The sequence below is a fragment of the Mycobacterium sp. NBC_00419 genome, from assembly GCF_036023875.1.
GTDB lineage: Bacteria > Actinomycetota > Actinomycetes > Mycobacteriales > Mycobacteriaceae > Mycobacterium.
Map to the genome: position 1 here is coordinate 4149812 of NZ_CP107931.1, position 18958 is coordinate 4168769.

The 18958-nt window shown below is 64.0% G+C and carries 21 protein-coding genes; 20 read left to right on the top strand and 1 reads right to left on the bottom strand.

The window, feature by feature from the left end; genetic code table 11:
• The first annotated feature begins 6 nt into the window (after window positions 1–6).
• The 19 genes from lpqB to secA all read left to right on the top strand — a co-directional run bounded on the left by lpqB (window position 7) and on the right by secA (window position 16856).
• On the top strand, window positions 7–1749 hold the full coding sequence (gene lpqB, locus OG976_RS19820; protein ID WP_328363805.1) for an MtrAB system accessory lipoprotein LpqB: 1743 nt from the start codon (window positions 7–9) through the stop codon (window positions 1747–1749).
• A 14-nt stretch (window positions 1750–1763) separates the two neighbouring features.
• On the top strand, window positions 1764–2291 hold the full coding sequence (locus tag OG976_RS19825) for a VOC family protein (protein WP_328352470.1): 528 nt from the start codon (window positions 1764–1766) through the stop codon (window positions 2289–2291).
• A 93-nt stretch (window positions 2292–2384) separates the two neighbouring features.
• A complete protein-coding gene (locus OG976_RS19830) occupies window positions 2385–2699 on the top strand; it encodes a WXG100 family type VII secretion target (RefSeq protein WP_328352473.1) in 315 nt (104 codons plus the stop codon).
• Window positions 2692–2982, top strand: a complete 291-nt coding sequence (locus OG976_RS19835) for a WXG100 family type VII secretion target (protein ID WP_328352476.1) — start codon at window positions 2692–2694, stop codon at window positions 2980–2982. Before OG976_RS19830 ends, OG976_RS19835 begins: the two co-directional genes overlap by 8 nt.
• Before the next feature lie 27 nt (window positions 2983–3009).
• The gene (locus tag OG976_RS19840) at window positions 3010–5550 is read left to right on the top strand and encodes a WXG100-like domain-containing protein (protein ID WP_328352479.1); all 2541 of its coding nucleotides are present in this window, start codon (window positions 3010–3012) and stop codon (window positions 5548–5550) included.
• Window positions 5550–6146 (top strand): hypothetical protein, encoded by a 597-nt coding sequence (locus tag OG976_RS19845; protein ID WP_328352482.1) that lies wholly within the window; start codon window positions 5550–5552, stop codon window positions 6144–6146. The genes OG976_RS19840 and OG976_RS19845 overlap by 1 nt, the downstream gene beginning before the upstream one ends.
• A 391-nt stretch (window positions 6147–6537) precedes the next feature.
• On the top strand, window positions 6538–7098 hold the full coding sequence (locus tag OG976_RS19850) for a hypothetical protein (protein WP_328352484.1): 561 nt from the start codon (window positions 6538–6540) through the stop codon (window positions 7096–7098).
• 547 nt (window positions 7099–7645) lie between these two features.
• Window positions 7646–7978 carry a hypothetical protein gene (locus OG976_RS19855; RefSeq protein WP_328352487.1) on the top strand — a complete coding sequence of 111 codons (333 nt, stop codon included), beginning with the start codon at window positions 7646–7648 and terminating at the stop codon, window positions 7976–7978.
• Window positions 7975–8430: a hypothetical protein gene (locus OG976_RS19860; protein ID WP_328352491.1), complete on the top strand. Its 456-nt coding sequence runs from the start codon at window positions 7975–7977 to the stop codon at window positions 8428–8430. The genes OG976_RS19855 and OG976_RS19860 overlap by 4 nt, the downstream gene beginning before the upstream one ends.
• A gap of 34 nt (window positions 8431–8464) precedes the next feature.
• A complete protein-coding gene (locus OG976_RS19865; RefSeq protein WP_328352494.1) occupies window positions 8465–8734 on the top strand; it encodes a hypothetical protein in 270 nt (89 codons plus the stop codon).
• Complete coding sequence (locus OG976_RS19870; protein WP_328352497.1) at window positions 8721–9533, top strand: Imm61 family immunity protein; 813 nt, start codon at window positions 8721–8723, stop codon at window positions 9531–9533. The genes OG976_RS19865 and OG976_RS19870 overlap by 14 nt, the downstream gene beginning before the upstream one ends.
• Window positions 9534–9746: 213 nt before the next feature.
• Window positions 9747–10409, top strand: coding sequence for a hypothetical protein (locus OG976_RS19875; RefSeq protein ID WP_328352500.1), 663 nt, complete (start codon window positions 9747–9749; stop codon window positions 10407–10409).
• Between the two features lie 161 nt (window positions 10410–10570).
• Window positions 10571–11026 carry a hypothetical protein gene (locus tag OG976_RS19880; protein ID WP_328352504.1) on the top strand — a complete coding sequence of 152 codons (456 nt, stop codon included), beginning with the start codon at window positions 10571–10573 and terminating at the stop codon, window positions 11024–11026.
• 34 nt (window positions 11027–11060) lie between these two features.
• Window positions 11061–11318 carry a hypothetical protein gene (locus tag OG976_RS19885; protein ID WP_328352507.1) on the top strand — a complete coding sequence of 86 codons (258 nt, stop codon included), beginning with the start codon at window positions 11061–11063 and terminating at the stop codon, window positions 11316–11318.
• 321 nt (window positions 11319–11639) lie between these two features.
• Entirely contained in the window at window positions 11640–11912 is a 273-nt protein-coding gene (locus OG976_RS19890) for a hypothetical protein (RefSeq protein ID WP_328352510.1), read from the top strand.
• 207 nt (window positions 11913–12119) lie between these two features.
• Complete coding sequence (locus OG976_RS19895) at window positions 12120–12287, top strand: hypothetical protein (RefSeq protein WP_328352513.1); 168 nt, start codon at window positions 12120–12122, stop codon at window positions 12285–12287.
• Between the two features lie 30 nt (window positions 12288–12317).
• On the top strand, window positions 12318–12947 hold the full coding sequence (locus OG976_RS19900) for a ComF family protein (RefSeq protein ID WP_328352516.1): 630 nt from the start codon (window positions 12318–12320) through the stop codon (window positions 12945–12947).
• Between the two features lie 295 nt (window positions 12948–13242).
• Window positions 13243–13917: a ribosome hibernation-promoting factor, HPF/YfiA family gene (gene hpf / locus OG976_RS19905; protein WP_328352519.1), complete on the top strand. Its 675-nt coding sequence runs from the start codon at window positions 13243–13245 to the stop codon at window positions 13915–13917.
• 137 nt (window positions 13918–14054) lie between these two features.
• Window positions 14055–16856 (top strand): preprotein translocase subunit SecA, encoded by a 2802-nt coding sequence (gene secA, locus OG976_RS19910; protein ID WP_328352522.1) that lies wholly within the window; start codon window positions 14055–14057, stop codon window positions 16854–16856.
• Between the two features lie 9 nt (window positions 16857–16865).
• Here the strand turns inward: secA and OG976_RS19915 are convergent, their stop codons facing one another.
• Complete coding sequence (locus OG976_RS19915; RefSeq protein WP_328352525.1) at window positions 16866–17324, bottom strand: Rv3235 family protein; 459 nt, start codon at window positions 17322–17324, stop codon at window positions 16866–16868.
• Window positions 17325–17540: 216 nt separating this feature from the next.
• Here OG976_RS19915 and OG976_RS19920 point away from each other — a divergent pair, with 216 nt between their 5' ends.
• Window positions 17541–18950 carry a WS/DGAT/MGAT family O-acyltransferase gene (locus OG976_RS19920; RefSeq protein ID WP_328352528.1) on the top strand — a complete coding sequence of 470 codons (1410 nt, stop codon included), beginning with the start codon at window positions 17541–17543 and terminating at the stop codon, window positions 18948–18950.
• The last annotated feature ends 8 nt before the right edge of the window (window positions 18951–18958 follow it).

Sequence of the window (18958 nt, forward strand, 5' to 3'; positions counted from 1 at the left end):
GTCTTGATGGCCGGTTTGGTAGCGGTTGCGATGGCGGGCTGTGCGGGGGTGCCGAATTCCTCGGCGCCGCAAGCGATCGGGACCGTCGAGCGGCCGCAGCCCAAGAATCTGCCCAAACCCAACCCCGGGATGGATCCCGATCAGCTGCTGCGGGAGTTCCTCAAGGCCACTGCCGATCCGGCCAACCGGCACTTGGCCGCACGGCAGTTTCTCACCGAGTCGGCGTCGAGTGCCTGGGACGATCAGGGCAGTGCCCTGCTGATCGACAAGGTGGTGTTCGTCGAAACCCGCACCGTCGAACGGGTTTCGGTGACGATGAAGGCCGACATCCTCGGTTCGCTTTCGGATATTGGGGTGTTCGAGACCGCCGACGGCAAGTTGCCCGACCCCGGTGCGATCGAGATGATCCAGACCGCCGACGGCTGGCGGATCAACAAGCTGCCCAACGGAGTGTTCCTGGACTGGCAGCAGTTCCAGGCCACCTACAAGCGCAATACCCTGTACTTCGTCGACCCGACGGGCAAGACCGTCGTCCCCGACCCGCGGTATGTCGCGGTCTCCGATGCCGACCAGTTGGCCACCGAATTGGTGAGCAAGCTGATCGGCGGACCGCGGCCCGAGATGGCCAAGACGGTGCGCAACCTGATGGGTGCGCCGCTGAAGATGATCGGCCCGGTGACTCGAGCGGACGGCAGCAAGACCGGAATCGGCCGCGGGTACGGCGGCGCGCGCGTCGAGCTGGAGAATCTCACCACCACCGACCCGCACAGCAGGCAATTGCTTGCCGCGCAGATCATTTGGACGCTGGCCCGCTCCGATATCAAGGGCCCGTACGTGATCAACGCTGACGGCGCCGCGCTCGACGACCGCTTCGCCCAGGGCTGGAGCACCACCGACGTGGCGGCTACCGACCCGGGAGCGGTCGACGGTGCCTCTGCCGGTGTGCACGCGCTGATCGGTGGCTCGATGGTGTCACTGGACGGCCAGCGCGCCACCGCGGTGCCGGGATCCTTCGGAGCGATCGGTGACCAGAAGGCGGCTTCGCTGTCGCGCACCGGCCGCGATATCGCCTCGGTGGTGGTGTTGCGCCCCGGCGCCCCCGATATGGCGTCGTCGCTGTGGATCGGTCCCAACGGTGGTGCTGCGGCGCAGGCGACCGACGCGCGCTCGCTCACCCGGCCGTCGTGGGCGCTGGACGACGCGGTGTGGGTGGTGGTCGACGGCAACAGTGTGGTGCGGGTGATCCAGGAGCAGGCCTCCGGTCAACCCGCCCGCATCCCCGTCGATTCCGCCGCGGTGGCATCCGCGTTCCCCGGTGCGATCACCGAGCTGCAGTTGTCCCGGGACGGCACCCGCGCGGCGATGGTGATCAACGGCCAGGTGGTGCTGGCCGGGGTGGAGCAGACCCCCGTCGGCGAGTTCGCACTGACCTACCCGCGCCGGCTCGGTTTCGGCCTCGGCGCCTCGGTGGTGTCGCTGTCGTGGCGCACCGGCGACGACATTGTGGTCACCAGGACCGATCCGGCGCATCCGGTGTCGTATGTGAATCTCGACGGGGTGAACTCCGACGGGCCCAGCGGCAATGTCGCCATGCCCGTGACCGCAGTGGCGGCCAATCCGTCCGCGGTCTACGTTTCCGACGCGCGCGGCGTGCTGCAGCTGTCGGGTACCAACGCGGAGAATGGCCAATCCTGGTCGGATGTAAGGCCGTTCATGGTTCCCGGTGCCGTTCCGGTGCTGCCCGGCTGACAAGGAGACCCCACGTGCCCGGACCTGTGCTGCCCGGACCGATCCGTCAGGTCGGTTACATCGTGCGCGATTTCGATGCGGCGCTGCAGGATTGGCTGAAGCTCGGTGTTGGCCCATGGTTCGTGATGCGAGGCATCACCCAGTCGGGGACCTACCGCGGTGAACCGTGCACCGTCACCCTGACCATCGGATTCGCCAACAGCGGCGACATGCAGATCGAAGTGATCCACCAGGACGACGACAGCCCGTCGATCTACTCGGAGTTCACCGATTCCGGCGGCGACGGCTATCACCAGCTGGCCTACTGGGCCGACGACTTCGACGCGGCACTGGCAGCCGGGCAGGCGGCCGGATGGCCGGTGGTCTGGTCGGGCGGGGACGCGGAGTCCGCGCGCTACGCCTACTTCGAGGCGCCGGGTGGAACGGCGACGATCATCGAGTTGATGGAACTCACCACGACGTCGTCGTGGATGGTGGACTTCGTGCGCACCGCTGCCGTGGAGTGGGACGGCAGCGACCCGATCCGCGTGTTGATGGGGTAGCGGGGCCGGTCCTGTTACTTAGCCACATTCATGTTTCCTGCTGATCAAGTGGGTGAATTGTGGTAACGGCGGATAGCCAGTAGCGTTTGCTTCGTGAGTGGGGATAGTGGCGTCTTGAAGGTTGACCCCGCGGCTCTGCGCGGTGTGTGCGAGGCACTGACCGCCGGGGCGGAGCATCTGCAGGTGGGTCTGCGCAGCCTCGACACCGACGCCCAGCAGGTGCTCGGCAGCTGGGAAGGGTCGGCGGGCACTTCGTATCGGGCTGCCTGGAAGCAGTGGCATGACGGATCGCTCAAGGTACAACACGCTTTGGCGACTATTGCTGAGCGGCTTGGTCAGGCCGGGCAGACTTTCGACGCTCAGGAGCAGGCTTCGGCGACGCAGTTGGGAGCCGTCCATCGTGGCTGACGCATTCGCCGTCGATCTGGACCGGCTCGCCGACCTCGTCGAGCGCATGGCCGAATATCAGACCGTGGTCGACTCCATGTTGGAGGAGTGCGACGTCGTGGTGGCGAACCTGCATTCGCAGTGGGACGGTGTCGCCAGCGAATCCCACGCCGAAGTCCACAAGCAGTGGAAGGAGGGAGCCGACATGATGCGTCACGCGCTGGCGCAGCTGCGGTCGGCTGGTGCGCACGCCCACACCTCCTACAGCGGCGCGGTCGAGGCGAATCTGAGAATCTGGGGCTGACGACCGTGATCCCCGTCGGGATTCCTCGTGGGTGAGCCGTTGCGGGTGGACCCTGCGGCTCTGTCCGGTGCAGGCTCGTCGATCGCGGGACTGAGTGCTGCTCTTGAGGCGGCGGTGAGTTCGTTGACCGCGGCGTACAACGCCGATACCGGTCAGGATGCGGCAGGAGCTGCGTTCGGGTTGGCCTACCAGGACTCGGCCAAGACATTGGTCTCGGCCGTCGCCAATGGCGTAAACGCGTTGCGTCACATCGGATATCTGATCCAAGGCTCTGCGGCCAACTATTCTCGCGCCGACGCCGCTGCCGATATCAGCGGCGCGGGTTCGCCCTTGCCGCCGCCGGTGGCTCCTCCGGTATACGCGACGCCGGGCGGCGCCCCAGATGTCAACGGGCCCGGCCAAACTCCGCCGGTGTTGTGGTATCTCGTCGAAGCCCTGGTCGGAGACTGGTGGCCCAACGGTGAGCCCGCGCAGCTGCAAGCCGCAGCCGCTGCGTGGAATGCCTTCGCCGCACCGCTGTATGCGGTGACCGGGCAGAACGCCGGTGCCTACGCGACGATCGGCGCCCAGCAGATGCCGGACAAAGAGCCGATGCAAGCCGCGGTCCGCGATGTCGACTCGGCGATGTCCTCGCTGGCCGGCGAAGCCCAACAGCTCGCGAACCAACTGAGCGGCTTCGCCACCGATGTCGAAGCCACGCAACACGCGATTCGCGACCTGCTGAACAAGCTCGCGTCAGTGGTCGGATCCGTCATCGACCAGGGCGTCTTGGGCACCATTTTCGAGCTGCTCACCGATGACGCCGAGGAGAAGATCCAAGAGGTCGCTAACGACATCAAAGCGGTCATCGCTAACCACAAGCGGCAATCCGCCGCGCGCAAGGATCTGTTGGCGCAATTAGTCAACGGGATTACGAACTACACGCGCGCGATGGAAATCGTCATGCGGGCGGAGCTGGTCAACTACCTTGGCGAGGGCGCCGGCCGAATCGTGGCCAACATCAACGACGCGTTCACCGACACCGCCACCGGTTTCGGACTTCGGGCGATCAATACCGTCGGTGGTCTGGTTACCGGCTTCGACCCCATCGGTGACCCGAAGGGCACCTGGGCGGCGATCGAAGGTCTGGGCAAGATGGCGCAGACCCTCAACCCGATGACGGCTCCCATGGCATTCGCGACGGATCCGCAAGGCTCCATCGACATCGTCAAGGACATCACGCATTTCGACGACATCGTCACCAGCAACCGTCCCTTCCTGGGTGTCGGCGGGCTGGGCTTCGACGTCGCAACGGCGGTAGTCCCCGGCGGAGCGGCGACCAAAGCGGGCGCGGGTGTGCGGGCAGCTGAGGGAGCCGCTGCCCGTGGTGAAGTGACAGCCGGTGAACGGGCTGCGGGGGAAGCAGCTGAGATTGCCACGGCGGCAGGTGGTTTGCGTGGTGTGGAGCGAAGCGTCGACGGTGTCACCGCGAAACTCGACGAGCTGAACAAGACGACTCTCGACGGCGGTAAGCCGTCCGCGGGCAGCCCCGGCCCATTGCCGAGGGCGCCCGAACCTGGTGGATCGCCGGCTCCCCGCGATCCTGGCCCTGCGCCGACGGGTGGGAGGCCGACGTCGGCCCCATCGGGTGATTCGGCGAGTCCTCCGATCACGCAGTCCGCCGAGAGCGCCCCGGCTTCGAAGGGGGAAGTTCCCTCTGCAACTGCAGTTTCCGAGGGCGTCACGTCACCAGAGGCGGCTGCTTCTCCCCGCACTTCCACGACGTCTATGCCGGCAGTGCCCGAGATTCCTCACGTGGGGGCACCCTCATCGAGAGCGGCTTTGCAAGAATCGCTTCCGCTCGGCGGCGGCAATCATCTGCCTCACGCCCCGTCCGAAAGCCCGGTCCGTGAAGCGCCAGCGTCGCACGATGTGGGCCGTCATGGCGACGGCCCAATCTCCGGCCGCGCTCATCATCCCGAACACTCTCCCAATAGCCGGGATGACCATGCCGTGGAGCCAGGACGCGATGGCCAAGACACTCCATCTGGCGGGCGCGAACAAACCCCGCCAGATGGGATCCCTCCGTTACTTGTCCGCGTCTCTCCTTTTGAGACGGTAGGAATCGAGCCCCGGTACGTTGGCGAGCAATGGCCCGGTGGTCCCATGGGCTGGCCTGGCGTGACTTACCTCGACGACGCTGGCCGAGAGCTCTATCGGATTACGATCCATGACGGGCTGGTCTACGACTCGCGGGGTCTGCTGTTCGACACAAGTGACGGGGTGTCGGCCTTCGGGCCTGGGAACGAAGGACGGGCGATCTTCGTGATGGACAGGCACGGCAATTTGTACGCGTCGACATACCAGGAATATCAAATATTCCACCATTCGAGCCTCCTTGCAGGTGGCGAGGTGGCTTCAGCGGGGGAGTTGATTGTCAGAGACGGCCGTATTGAAATGTTGACGGATCGTAGTGGTCACTACATGCCAGGTCGTTCTCGCACACTGCAGGTTCTTGAGCAGCTGGCAGGTCAAGGGGTCGTGATTGATCCTGCAAGAGTCGAATTCTGGGCACCGGAGGGGACATAGTGGCGGACTGGCGGACAGCTATCAATCAGATCCTCTTTGGACTGACATACACCCGTGAGCTGACTGACGATGTTGTTGAGTGGAATGCCGACAGCGCGATCCGTTATCAGTCACTCGGCCGTGGGCCAGCGGTTTATGTCGAAGCGATTCAAGATGCCTTGGCGTCTGGTGAGCGACTGGACAACTCCGACCAACTGCCTCAGTTCAGCCAACAAGAGCTTTCTAAATTCTTGACTTCTCTCGCGTCTCGGTTAGATGCGTTGCGTCCGTGGCCCGAACCGCGGTTTCGGCCGGCCGACGATCCTGCGCTTTGGGCGTCTCTGCGTCAGTCTACGAAGATCGCGGAACTGGACGTTCCGCTGCTCGAGCTCACCCCCCTTTTGCGCCGGCCGTTTCGTCCGGCAGGCGAGGGCCAGGATGGAAAGTATGCGCTCGTGCTTACCTTGCGGACCGGTGAGACTCTCGCACTAGTGGGTTCCCATGCTCCGGGCGACAAGGTCGCGCTCCTGAGTCAAGGATCTGATGACCCGGACTTGGTCGTTGAACACTTCATTGAAGCCACGGGCATCTCGCGGGACAGGATCGTTCGGGCGTAGGGAGCGATCTTCGCGAGTATGTCGCCGCCCAAAACTGATCCCGCAAGAGTTCTGCGCGCGATCTCGTGTCTAACTGACTGGCCCGTCCCCGCGGGCCTTGAGCTGGACCGCGGAAAGCGACTCTCCGTTGTCGTCCCGCGGGATGCCCCCCGGAGTCGCGACCGAGTACCACAGAATCGTTGGAACTGGGCGATCAGTGCCGGACGACATGCCTTGGGAGGTGCGACACGGGCCAGTAAAGGGAGCGTTCGGTCAGCCTGGTGGTGCGCCCCAATGGGTGGTTGTCAACAAATTCGACGGAACGCCGATACCGGTCGAGATGCTGATCTTGAAGAGGGTGGTGAGGCTTCAGTGATCGAAGAATGCAACCTAGTGTGCTTAAGGAGTGGATATGGATTCCGCTGACGTGGCCCCTACTTCGTTGAACCAATTGGTAGCCCAGTATGACAAGTGGCGCCGCATATATTCGCTCTTAGGTGAGCTGCCCAGAGACGAAGCGGTGTGGGACGGCACCCGGCTTCACCTTCGTGCGGGCTACCCGCAACCAGGCTGGACTGGATACATAATCGAGCCCGAAGGCAGTGGGTGCTCTGTTTCCGCAGTGACAAGCGAGCGGCGAAACGAACCCATTGAGTCGCTATCCGGCTATTTTTCCTCCGTTGATGACGCGGGAAAATACATCGTGCTCAAAACTGGTGAGTCGCTGAGGATAAGACTCCGACTCGATCCGATCGAGTGGGGATGGGAAGACGCTGGCCTTGATCACCGCGTGCGTCAGGTGTCTCTAGACCGATATGTCTCAAAGTTCGAGCTGAAAGACGATCCGTCTACGTACATCGTTCTGCAAGTCGGTGGCGACCAACCGGAAAGCAAACTGTTGACGTTGACATATAACGAGCTGGACGACCTGCTCTTGGATGGGATGCCCGAATCGGTCCTATCGCAGATTTGAACAAGGGACCAGCGAAGGGTTGGCAGATTTCCGACCATCGTGCCCACATGTTCCGACTGAGGCTTTGCTGGCGCCAGGAGGCGTCGAGACCTCTGTCGACTATGTCTGCTAGGGGCGTAAATATGAGGCTATCGATAAGTACGATTGGTGGGGGACGATCGCATGAAGAATCCTAAGTTCGATAATGAGCTCGTCGCATATGTCGATGAATCGGGAATTCTCTTTCCGCGGGGATCTAGTTTTGCAATAGAATCGCGCGAACTCGGGGCGGACGGAATCGTGAGAATCGTTATGAGGCAACTGAAATGACCGTTGGATATCAACTCGAATCGGCCGACGCTGTCAGGGAATGGATGCTTGGCCACCTCACCAAGGGGGAAGGCCTGACCCGTCCCTATCACAGGAAGTGGAGACAGGCGGATGCAGCCCGAAACACTCACTGTGGACTTGGCCATCGGACAGGCTGGCGACGCTCGCGGTTGGGCTTATCGCGCTGCGTTACCCCGTAGAGGGTGTCAGTGATGGCGTCTTGGTTAGCCTCCCAGGGATGAGTGTGAGAGTCGCGGCCGACAAGACTGTTCGTGGTGACGCACCGCCGGAGGACTATCTGATCCAGATCCTCGGCGGCCCTGTCAACTATGTCGGGAATTCCCCAGAAGTGATCGTCTTCCTCCTGAAAGACCTTCCTGGGCGAGTGCCGAGTATCACCGAAAATGATCAGGTCCAAGTTGGATTTCCCGGTCTTGATCGGACCGACGTCGTCTACGTTGGGAGCTGGCAGTGGGACATTCATGGGGAAGCTCGCGGATTGGATTTCGTTGGCAGGGCTGCCGGTGCAACTGTCGCTGCTATTGAGGACGCTCAACGGAGGCCGCAGTGACCGATGACATTGTCACCACGATTTCCCGCCTGCCGGCGATGCCTGCGATCACCTACCGAGGTATGGCAGGGCCGAAGCCGGTTCGGGCTTTTACACTCAGCGAAATCCTGCCGACGTCAATGGATCCGCGGGTAGCCAGCGAGAATTTCACGGCCGAGTGGCCGGCGGCGATCGTGAGCATCACGGGTCGGCTCGTCGCGCCGTTCGCCCGATATCGCGAGGAGCAGGAAATCGCGATGCAGCCGGGGGCATTGCTCTTGCCCGCGCGTTCTGTGGAGGTGCCGGGGGTGCCGGGCGGTGTAGTACTGCTCGCTGAACCTGGCGACGCGCCGGGCCTACCGGCCGATGCTGCAGCTCTGAAAGCGGCTGTTGTGCAACAGGTAAGCGACGCCCTGCTGCGTCCAGACGTTGCGATCAATTCGCCAGGAAGATTCGCGTTCAGGCGACTGTGAACGGGCGGGCGGATTCCTCGGAAGGGGGCAAGTCATGACGGTGGAAGAGCTGGTGTCGTATTTCGCTCTTCTCGATGATGCCGGTCGGTCCGTGGGTCTCCTGCGGCGCACGCATGGGCAACCGCTGTCCAGAGATGAGTCGTTGAGGCGCGACTTCAGCTGGAGGCCTAGCGAGTTTCTTCGCAAGTACGAATTGGGGCACAACGACTACGACTACAAGGAGATATCAGCACGTGATGCCGAGGTGCTCATCGCACGCTGGCGGATCAAATGGGCTGAGGGACGATCGCATGGAGATTCCTAAGTTCGATGATGAGCTGGTCGCTTGGTCTAGTGGGGCAGGAATGTCGTCCTCGGAATTTGAATCGACATCCGCTGCTGTCTTTTCCAACGGCGGGGGCGAGTACCGATATTACGTGCGCTACAGCGCTGACCGTCCTGGCTGGCTTGACGTGACACGAGCCTCGCGAGCCGATCCGGAGCGTATTGTCTTCTCGGCGAACGACATCGGAACCGTAGAGAGGTATCTTTGGGTGACTTTTGGCGCTGATAACCGAACGGTGCGACGTCAGTTCCGCCTTGATTTCCCGATGGAACCCGCCGATATTGCCAAGGATTATTCGCTAAGCAGGTGCAATCGAGGATTTCTGCGACTCGTTGATCCTCGTGGACAAGCAATAGTAGAAACCAGGGACAGTATCCTTGGTGCGGCATTGTTGGTCATGATGTCGTACTATCTCCAGTTTTCGGTGGCAGAGCTTAGGGGTGCGTTTTTGGACGCCTCTGGCAGTCCGGTTTTTCCGATTAAAGTCCCAAGGTCAGTTACCACGATGGCAAATAAACGATTCCAAGAAACTCTTGCCTCCGCGGAGGGGCGCTACTCTCTAGGTGTCGATCTGAAGACGAGCGGGCACTTTCTTTCCATCCCCGTGAGTAACCGGATCGTCGAGTACAACGAGCACTACGCCTTGTCGGCGGAACAGCACGAGAGATTCCTCGATGATTGGCAGGCCGCCGTCAGGTTCGCCGACGAGTGCCGTGCCCGCCGCCATGACGACCTGTTGATCTACCAGCCGAGTGACAACCGCGGTGAGCCGTTGTAGGCACGCTGACCCATCGGATTCGCCAACAGCGGCGACATGCAGATCGAAGTGACCACCAGGACGACGGTGGAACGGCGACGATCATCGAGCTGAGGGAAGCACTCAGTGCGTGGTGGCCGATGAGTTCAATAACCACGTATTGATTGACCAACTGCTCAAGGGCGGTTACATCCGCCGGATTCCGCCACCGGGCGCGTGAGGTTAGGAGATCGAATGGCTTCGTCCCCAGGCAATGAGATGAATCGGTTTGTCGCAGAGGCGGTCCGGGCGTTCGATCGCCTCCGGGACGCGCAGCGGAACGCGGGACTTCAGCCGTACGACCCGGCCGAGCAAGACGGCTCGCGGCTGTATTTTCGGACTAAGTACCGTGAGGGTATCGAGCAGGGGCGGGCCAATTGGCGGAGCCGCGGCGAGTGGTCCGGTTACGCAATCGATTGGGCGCACGGTGGCGGGTATGAAGTCGTCTTTACGCGCAAGCCGGAGAGGTCATCCAAGCGCGCCGAAAGTGTGCAGGCGATATTCACGCGATTGGAGGATGCCGCGAAATTCATCATCGCTAATGTGGGTGACAGTCTCAGGGTCGACGACGGTCTCCAGACGCTGTTCCTTATCTGGCAGGACCTCGGACTTGACGAACGGATCAGTAAGACCGCCCCGGCGGAAGCGGAATGCCAACGCATGATCGACCTTCTTCCGCCTGGCAAGGAGGATCTGGTGCGTAAGCACTTGGAGAAGTTCGTTTTGGGAGCTGTCCCCGATGTGCAGTCGATCGGATTTCCAGGCGTTAGGCCCTACATGAACGTCATGCCCATCACATATGGGGATTTGGAGAATCAGCTGCTCGACGGGACTGGGAACCCAAGAGGGAAGGCCTGACCCGCCCGCACCACAGGAAGTCGGAGACAGGCCGATGCAGCCCGGAACACTCACTGTGGACTCGCCGTTGGACAGATTGGCGACGCTCACGGATCAGAATCCGTTGGCAGGGCTGCCGGTGCAACTGTCGCTGCTATTGAGGACGCTCAACGGAGGCCGCAGTGACCGATGACATTGTCACCACGATTTCCCGCCTGCCGGCGATGCCTGCGATCACCTACCGAGGTATGGCAGGGCCGAAGCCGGTTCGGGCTTTTACACTCAGCGAAATCCTGCCGACGTCAATGGATCCGCGGGTAGCCAGCGAGAATTTCACGGCCGAGTGGCTGGCGGCGATTGTGAGCATCACGGGTCGGCTCGTCGCGCCGTTCGCCCGATATCGCGAGGAGCAGGAAATCGCGATGCTGCCGGGCGCATTGCTCTTGCCCGCGGGTTCTGTGGAGGTGCCGGGGGTGCCGGGCGGTGTAGTACTGCTCGCTGAACCTGGCGACGCGCCGGGCCTACCGGCCGATGCTGCAGCTCTGAAAGTGGCTGTTGTGCAACAGGTAAGCGACGCCCTGCTGCGTCCAGACGTTGCGATCAATTCGCCAGGAAGATTCGCGTTCAGGCGACTGTGAACGGGTGGGCGGATTCCTCGGAGGGGGGCATGTCATGACAGTGGAAGAGCCGGTGTCGTATTTCGCTCTTCTCGATGATGCCGGTCGGCCCGTGGGTCTCCTGCGGCGCACGCACGGGCAACCGCTGCCCAGGGATGAGTCGCTGAGACGCGACTTCAGCTGGAGGCCTAGCGAGTTTCTTCGCAAGTACGAATTGGGGCACAACGACTACGACTACAAGGAGATATCAGCACGTGATGCCGAGGTGCTCATCGCACGCTGGCGGATCAAATGGGCTGAGAGTGGAGAGTGACAGCAGTACAGGCCTGATGTAAGTGGTCGACCTGGATGAAGACCAGAGGCAACTTTGGGTGGACGATCTGAAGAGGATGGGTTCGCTTCGATGACCAACGCGCCGCGGATCAATGGCGAGCTAATTGTTGCAGTTGGTTATCGTGTCCCACTTGGTCGGTCAAGGCCTCGACACCATCAGAAGGAGCTACGAATCACCCGACGGCCGTCCGCTCTTCCCGCAGGAGACCTAGGGCTGAACAACCGAGCGCTTGTACTAACAGCTCTGCGAGCAACCCAAAGCTCGCGTGGGTGATGTCGACGCCAATCTGGAGGCACACACATGGCAAGCAAGAGGTTCGACGACACGTACTTCTCTCGGGAGGAGCGCTTTTCCTTGGGCATCGATCTGAAGGACGGTGGCTACTACGCGTCGTTCCCGGTGACCATCGGTGTCGTCGACTACGAGGAGTACTACCGACTCACGCCCGATCAGTACGAGCACTTCCTGGTCGAGCACGACTCTGCACTTGCGTTCGTGGAGTCCTGCCGTCGCCGCGAACATGATGAGTTGCTCATTCAGGAGCCGGGTTGGAACCGTGGCACACCGATCTGACGAACGAGAAGAGATGGCGCCGAACACGAGTGGTCCGGACCCTGGCCTCAGCACTGTCATCTGCGTCTACCTCAAGCGCTATCCGAGTGGGTGAACCCCTCCCAAGTAACCCCCGTCACACCCTCTCCGCAGCCCGCAGCGAATCACCTAGCCGACCTAACTTTCTCGGCCTACCGTGGCGTCATACGGGGGCACGAGGAGGCAACCATGAGCCCATTGATGACATCGGTCGACATCATTCGCTATGCGATCGGCAACCAGGTCCGCGAACTCGGCGGCAACGAGGACGTCGTCGACCAGATCGCCACGTCGGCCGCCTACGCGGTCTGGATCGGCGCGGCCGCCGACGTCGAGAGGCGCTCGGCCGGGCTCTGAGCTGTCACACCCCGGCGCCACACTGCAGGGATGCTCGACCTGGTCCTTCCCCTGGAGTGTGGCGGCTGCGGTGCGCCGTCGACCCGGTGGTGCGACGGGTGCGCCGCGGCCCTGGAGGTCCACGCTGACGAACCGCATCTGATCACTCCGCGCGTAGACCCTGATGTGCCGGTGTTCGCCCTCGGCCACTACGCCGGGGCCAGACGCCAGGCCATCGTCGCGTTCAAAGAACACGGCCGCCGCGACCTCGTCGCCCCGCTGTCGCGCGCCTTGGCCCTCGGCATCCACCAGCTCATCAGGTGGGGCATCGCCGACACCCCGGTCACCCTCGTCCCGGCACCGACCCGCGCGTCGGCCGCGCGCCGCCGCGGCGGCGATCCCGTCACCCGCCTCGCGACGGCCGCCACCGAGCACCACCCCGGCATCGCCGTCGTCGCCGCCCTGCGCACCAAGGCGCTGGTCCGCGATTCGGTCGGTCTGACGAGCACCGCACGCGAGCACAATCTGCGCGGACGGCTGCGTCTGACCCGGCCCGTCGAGGGTCCGGTGCTGCTGATCGACGACATCGTCACCACGGGTGCGACGGCTCGGGAATCGGTACACACCCTGCGAACCGCAGGGGCGCAAGTGACGGCTGTGCTGACCCTCGCCTACGCCTGAGCACCCGATGTCCTTGGTCCTTGTTGTGAAGGTCCAAAGAACACCCAAACTGGTACCTGGAAAAGGTGGCTCGCCGTGTGAACACGGACTACCGTCGGGGCCAACACACCGTGAACACATCACGGGGGCGGCCTAGTAGCAGGCCCGCCACTTCGCCGAAACGGTAGGAGGTGAGTTCCTCGACCTCTGGCGCCGGCGGGCGAGAATCCGTGCCTTTCCTGTCCGGCGCAGTTATCGATGACAGGCCGGGCACGCCCGAGTGCGTGCAACCCGTAAGAGAAACGAGTTGTCAAGCATGTCAATCCAATCCGTGAACACAGACCAGCTGACCGATACCGACGAGACCTCCGAAGCCCAGCCCAACGCCGAAGTCCAGGTGACGGGTCGCAACGTCGAGGTCCCCGACCACTACCGCGTGTACGTCGCGAGCAAGCTCGCTCGGCTCGAGCGGTTCGATCGCACGATCTACCGCTTCGACGTCGAGCTCGAGCATGAGCGCAACCGCCGCCAACGCAAGAACTGTCAGCACGTCGAGATCACCGCGCGCGGACGCGGCCCCGTCGTCCGCGGCGAGGGCTGCGCCGAGAGCTTCTACGGTGCATTCGAGGCCGCGGTCCACAAGCTCGAGAACCGGCTGCGGCGCAGCAAGGACCGGCGCAAGGTTCACTACGGCGACAAGACCCCGGTCTCGCTGCATCAGGCGACCGCCGTGATCGACGCCGCCACCGCATTCGCCCCCAAGTCCGACACGGCGAGCGCCGTCGACGACATCGCGGTCGAAGACCACGAGCCGGGCCGCATCGTGCGCACCAAGGACCACCCGGCCAAGCCGATGACGGTCGACGACGCGCTCTACGAGATGGAGCTGGTGGGCCACGACTTCTTCTTGTTCCACGACAAGGAGAGCGACCGCCCGTCGGTCGTCTACCGCCGGCACGCCTACGACTACGGCCTGATCCGGCTGTCCTGAGCTCAGCAGCCTGATCCGGCTCGCGCTGCGAGCCGGGTCAGGCTGACGGGTGGCCAATAGCGCTTCACCTAGGATGGAGAGCGCTCACGTCTCCAATCCACGAGGGAAACTCCCTCTTATAAGTTCCAGGGGAACAAGTGCTGTCGAAGTTACTGCGCCTTGGTGAAGGTCGCATGGTCAAGCGCCTCAGGGGGGTGGCTGACTATGTCAACACCTTGTCTGACGACGTAGAGAAGCTCACCGACGCCGAGCTGCGGGCCAAGACCGACGAGTTCAAGAAGCGCTACACCGACGGCGAAAGCCTCGATGACCTGCTCCCCGAGGCGTTCGCGGTAGCCCGCGAGGCGGCCTGGCGGGTGCTGTCCCAGCGGCACTTCGACGTTCAGGTCATGGGTGGTGCGGCCCTGCACTTTGGCAACGTCGCCGAGATGAAGACCGGTGAGGGTAAGACCCTGACCTGTGTGCTGCCCGCCTACCTCAACGCGATCAGCGGGGATGGCGTGCACGTCGTCACGGTCAACGACTACCTGGCCAAGCGTGACAGCGAGTGGATGGGTCGCGTGCACCGCTTCCTGGGACTCGAGGTCGGCGTGATCCTGGCCCAGATGACCCCCGACGAACGACGCGTCGCCTACGCCGCCGACATCACCTACGGCACCAACAACGAGTTCGGCTTCGACTACCTGCGCGACAACATGGCGCACTCGCTCGACGACCTGGTGCAGCGTGGCCACAACTACGCCGTCGTCGACGAGGTCGACTCCATCCTGATCGACGAAGCCCGCACCCCGCTGATCATCTCCGGTCCGGCCGACGGCGCCTCGCACTGGTACACCGAGTTCGCCCGCATCGTGCCGCTGATGGAGAAGGACACTCATTACGAGGTCGACATCCGCAAGCGCACCGTCGGCGTGCACGAGCTCGGCGTCGAGTTCGTCGAAGACCAGCTCGGCATCGACAACCTCTACGAGGCCGCCAACTCCCCGCTGGTGAGCTACCTCAACAACGCGCTGAAGGCCAAGGAACTCTTCCAGCTCGACAAGGACTACATCGTCCGCAACGGCGACGTCCTCATCGTCGACGAGTTCACCGGCCGCGTGCTGATCGGCCGGCGCTACAACGAAGGCATGCACCAGGCCATCGAGGCCAAGGAGCGCGTCGAGATCAAGGCCGAGAACCAGACGCTGGCCACGATCACCCTGCAGAACTACTTCCGGCTCTACGACAAGCTCTCCGGCATGACCGGCACCGCCGAGACCGAGGCCGCCGAGCTGCACGAGATCTACAAGCTCGGCGTGGTTCAGATCCCAACCAACCGCTCGATGGTCCGCAAGGATCAGACCGACCTGATCTACAAGACCGAAGAAGCCAAGTACATCGCGGTCGTCGACGATGTCACCGAGCGCTTCGAGAAGGGCCAGCCGGTCCTGATCGGCACCACCAGCGTCGAGCGGTCCGAGTACCTCTCGCGCCAGTTCCAGAAGCGTCGCGTTCCGCACAACGTCCTCAACGCCAAGTACCACGAGCAGGAAGCGGCCATCATCGCCGAGGCCGGCCGTCGTGGGGCGATCACGGTGGCCACCAACATGGCCGGCCGCGGTACCGACATCGTGCTCGGCGGCAACGTCGACTTCCTGGTCGACCTGCGCCTGCGGGAACGTGGCTTGGATCCCGTCGAGACGCCCGACGAGTACGAAGCCGCCTGGCACGAAGAGCTGCCCAAGGTCAAGGCCGAGGCCGCCGAGGAGGCCGAGGACGTCATCGCCGTCGGCGGTCTCTACGTGCTGGGCACCGAACGCCACGAGTCGCGCCGTATCGACAACCAGCTGCGCGGCCGCTCCGGCCGCCAGGGTGACCCCGGCGAATCCCGGTTCTACCTGTCGCTCGGTGACGAGCTCATGAAGCGCTTCAACGGCGAAACGCTGGAGAGCTTGTTGAACCGGCTCAACCTGCCCGACGACGTGCCGATCGAGGCCAAGATGGTCACCCGCGCCATCAAGAGCGCCCAGACCCAAGTCGAGCAGCAGAACTTCGAGATCCGCAAGAACGTGCTCAAGTACGACGAGGTGATGAACCAGCAGCGCAAGGTCATCTACGAGGAGCGCCGCCGGATCCTGGAGGGCGAGAACCTGCAGCAGCAGGCCCACGACATGCTCATCGACGTCGTCACCGCCTATGTCGACGGGGCCACCGCCGAGGGCTACTCCGAGGACTGGGACCTCGAGCAGCTGTGGGCCGCGCTCAAGCAGCTCTACCCGGTGGGCATCGACCACCACGACCTGATCGACTCCGACGCCGTTGGCGAACCCGGCGAGCTGACCCGCGAGGAGCTGCTCGACGCTCTCATCGCGGACGCCGAAGACGCCTATACCAAGCGGGAAGCTGAGATCGAGGCGCTCGCCGGTGAAGGCGCGATGCGCCAGCTGGAGCGCAACGTCCTGCTCAACGTCATCGACCGCAAGTGGCGTGAGCACCTCTACGAGATGGACTACCTCAAGGAAGGCATCGGCCTGCGGGCCATGGCGCAGCGCGACCCGCTGGTCGAGTACCAGCGCGAGGGCTACGACATGTTCGTCGCCATGCTCGAGGGCCTCAAGGAGGAGTCCGTCGGCTTCCTGTTCAACGTCCAGGTCGAGGCCGTGCCGCAGACACCTTCGGTGGCGCCGGTGGCGGTACCCGAGGGGCTGGCCAACTTGGGCGCCGCGGAGGCCGAGCCCCAAGCGCGACATGCCGCACCGGCGTTGCGCGCCAAGGGAATTGACGACGAGGACTCGCGCCAGCTGACCTACACGGGTCCGGCCGAGGACGGTTCGGCCGAGATCAAGCGCAACGGTGGCGGCAAGCACGCCGCGTCGGCGGCGGCCGGCGGCACCCGCAAGGAGCGCCGCGAAGCCGCGCGTCAGCGGGCCAAGGACCAGAAGACGCTGCGCCGCGGCTGACCGCTCGGGTCAGCCGATGTGCAGGGCGACCACCTGCCAGCGCAGGCCGGCCGGCGTCGGCATCTGCTGTACCCGGCAGGCGATCGCGTGCACCCGATCGTCGCGGGTGTACGTCGCTGCCACTTCGGCCGCGGTGCCGTCTGCTCCCACCGGCTGAACCCGCAACCGGCGCAGCCGCGCCGGGGAGCGGCGCTGCTGGCGCACCACCGCGGGCAGCAGCGAGTCGACCAGGCCACCGGCGAGCAGCGGACGCAACTGGGCCAGCGGACGTCGCCGGTCGATCACCTCCAGCACTCGGCGCAGCGCGGCGTCGGCGAAACCGCCGGCCGCCCGCATCGGTGCGCTGTCCTGCGGGGGCAGCGGGCGAGGCGATGGGTGTGGCGTCGGCCTGCGGACAAGACGCACCGGGCCCACCCCGACATGTGCTGTGGGGGGCTCGTAGTCGACGACGGGAACGACGCTGGACATGGGCACTCTCCGGTGATCGGTCGATCGGTGACCGGCCGCTGGAGAGGAGCGAACCGTTGGCGTCATGATGGCACAGTCGGCGCTGTCGCGTGTGCACCCGTCATGCGGGCGAGCGCCGGTGGCGGTTACCGTGTCGGGACGGGAATGGTTGCTCGGCGGGCAGGAGCGGAGCGACCCGGGGGAATGGTTCTAGTCGACGAGGGGAATAGCGCAACGATGGTGACTCGGTTGTCAGCATCGGATGCGTCGTTCTTCCACCTGGAGAACACTTCGACGCCCATGTACGTCGGCTCGCTGTCGATCCTGCGCAAGCCGCGCGCCGGGCTGAGCTACGACACCCTGCTGGAGACCATCGAGCACCGGCTGCCCCAGATCCCGCGGTACCGGCAGAAGATCCGTGAGGTGACCCTGGGGCTGGCCCGCCCGGTATGGGTCGACGACCCCGACTTCGACATCACCTATCACGTGCGCCGCTCGGCGCTGCCGTCACCGGGCAGCGACGCCCAGCTGCACGAACTGATCGCCCGGCTGGGTTCGCGGCCGCTAGACCGCTCCCGGCCACTGTGGGAGATGTACCTCATCGAGGGCCTGGCCAAGAATCGGCTGGCCGTCTACACCAAGACGCATCAGGCGTTGGTCAACGGGATGACCGCCCTGGAGATCGGCCACGTCATCGCCGACCGCACGCAGCGGCCGCCGGCATTCGGCGAAGACATCTGGATTCCTGGGCGCGAGCCCAGCAGCCGTCAGCTGCTGCTCGGGGCGGTCGGGGACTGGCTGGCTCGCCCGGGCCAGCAGATCGAGGCGGTCCGTTCGGCGGTCACCGATGTGGCCACCAGCAGCACTGAGCTGGCCGATCTGGGGCGCCGGCTGACCGATGTCGCCCGCACCGTGGCGCGCGGGACCGCACCCGACAGCCCGCTGAACACCAAGGTCTCGCGCAACCGGCGGTTCACTGTGGCCAGCGGCTCGCTGGCCGACTACCGCAAGGTGCGGTCGCGCTACGACTGCGACGTCAACGACGTCGTGCTCGCTGTCATCGCCGGGGCGCTGCGCAACTGGCTGATGTCGCGCGGCGAGCCGGTGACCAACACGGCGACGGTGCGTGCCATGGCCCCGACGTCGGTCTATCCCGAAGCAGATCTGGACGGCTCGGGTCCCGGGCAGGCGATCAGCGAGGTGGCGCCGTTCCTGGTGGACCTGCCGGTGGGAGAAGGAAATGCGGTGGTGCGGTTGTCCCAGATCGCGCACGCCACCGAGTCGCACTCGGCGGCGGCCAGTCTGGTCGACGCCCGCACCATCGTCACGCTGTCGGGGTTCGCGCCGCCGACGCTGCACGCGATGGGTACCCGGGTGGCCACCCAGTTCTCCGCGCGCCAGTTCAACCTGTTGATCACCAACGTGCCCGGTCCGCAGTCCCAGATGTATCTGGCGGGAACGAAGCTGTTGGAGACCTACGCCGTCCCACCGCTGCTGCACAACCAGGTGCTCGCGATCGGCGTGACGTCCTACTGCGGCATGCTGTACTTCGGCATCAACGCCGACCGCGACGCTATGAGCGACGTCGACGTCCTACCTGCGCTGTTGGCCGAATCGCTCGAGGAACTTCTCGAAGCCGCCCGGTAATCCTCTTG

Bases quoted from the DNA above. Each gene is read 5' to 3' on its own strand.
- lpqB (WP_328363805.1), top strand. From the start codon at position 7: ATGGCCGGTTTGGTAGCGGTTGCGATGGCGGGCTGTGCGGGGGTGCCG.
- OG976_RS19850 (WP_328352484.1), top strand. From the start codon at position 6,538: ATGGATTCCGCTGACGTGGCCCCTACTTCGTTGAACCAATTGGTAGCC.
- OG976_RS19855 (WP_328352487.1), top strand. From the start codon at position 7,646: ATGAGTGTGAGAGTCGCGGCCGACAAGACTGTTCGTGGTGACGCACCG.
- OG976_RS19865 (WP_328352494.1), top strand. From the start codon at position 8,465: ATGACGGTGGAAGAGCTGGTGTCGTATTTCGCTCTTCTCGATGATGCC.
- OG976_RS19870 (WP_328352497.1), top strand. From the start codon at position 8,721: ATGGAGATTCCTAAGTTCGATGATGAGCTGGTCGCTTGGTCTAGTGGG.
- OG976_RS19875 (WP_328352500.1), top strand. From the start codon at position 9,747: ATGGCTTCGTCCCCAGGCAATGAGATGAATCGGTTTGTCGCAGAGGCG.
- OG976_RS19885 (WP_328352507.1), top strand. From the start codon at position 11,061: ATGACAGTGGAAGAGCCGGTGTCGTATTTCGCTCTTCTCGATGATGCC.
- OG976_RS19890 (WP_328352510.1), top strand. From the start codon at position 11,640: ATGGCAAGCAAGAGGTTCGACGACACGTACTTCTCTCGGGAGGAGCGC.
- OG976_RS19895 (WP_328352513.1), top strand. From the start codon at position 12,120: ATGAGCCCATTGATGACATCGGTCGACATCATTCGCTATGCGATCGGC.
- OG976_RS19900 (WP_328352516.1), top strand. From the start codon at position 12,318: ATGCTCGACCTGGTCCTTCCCCTGGAGTGTGGCGGCTGCGGTGCGCCG.
- hpf (WP_328352519.1), top strand. From the start codon at position 13,243: ATGTCAATCCAATCCGTGAACACAGACCAGCTGACCGATACCGACGAG.
- OG976_RS19915 (WP_328352525.1), bottom strand. From the start codon at position 17,324: ATGTCCAGCGTCGTTCCCGTCGTCGACTACGAGCCCCCCACAGCACAT.
- OG976_RS19920 (WP_328352528.1), top strand. From the start codon at position 17,541: ATGGTGACTCGGTTGTCAGCATCGGATGCGTCGTTCTTCCACCTGGAG.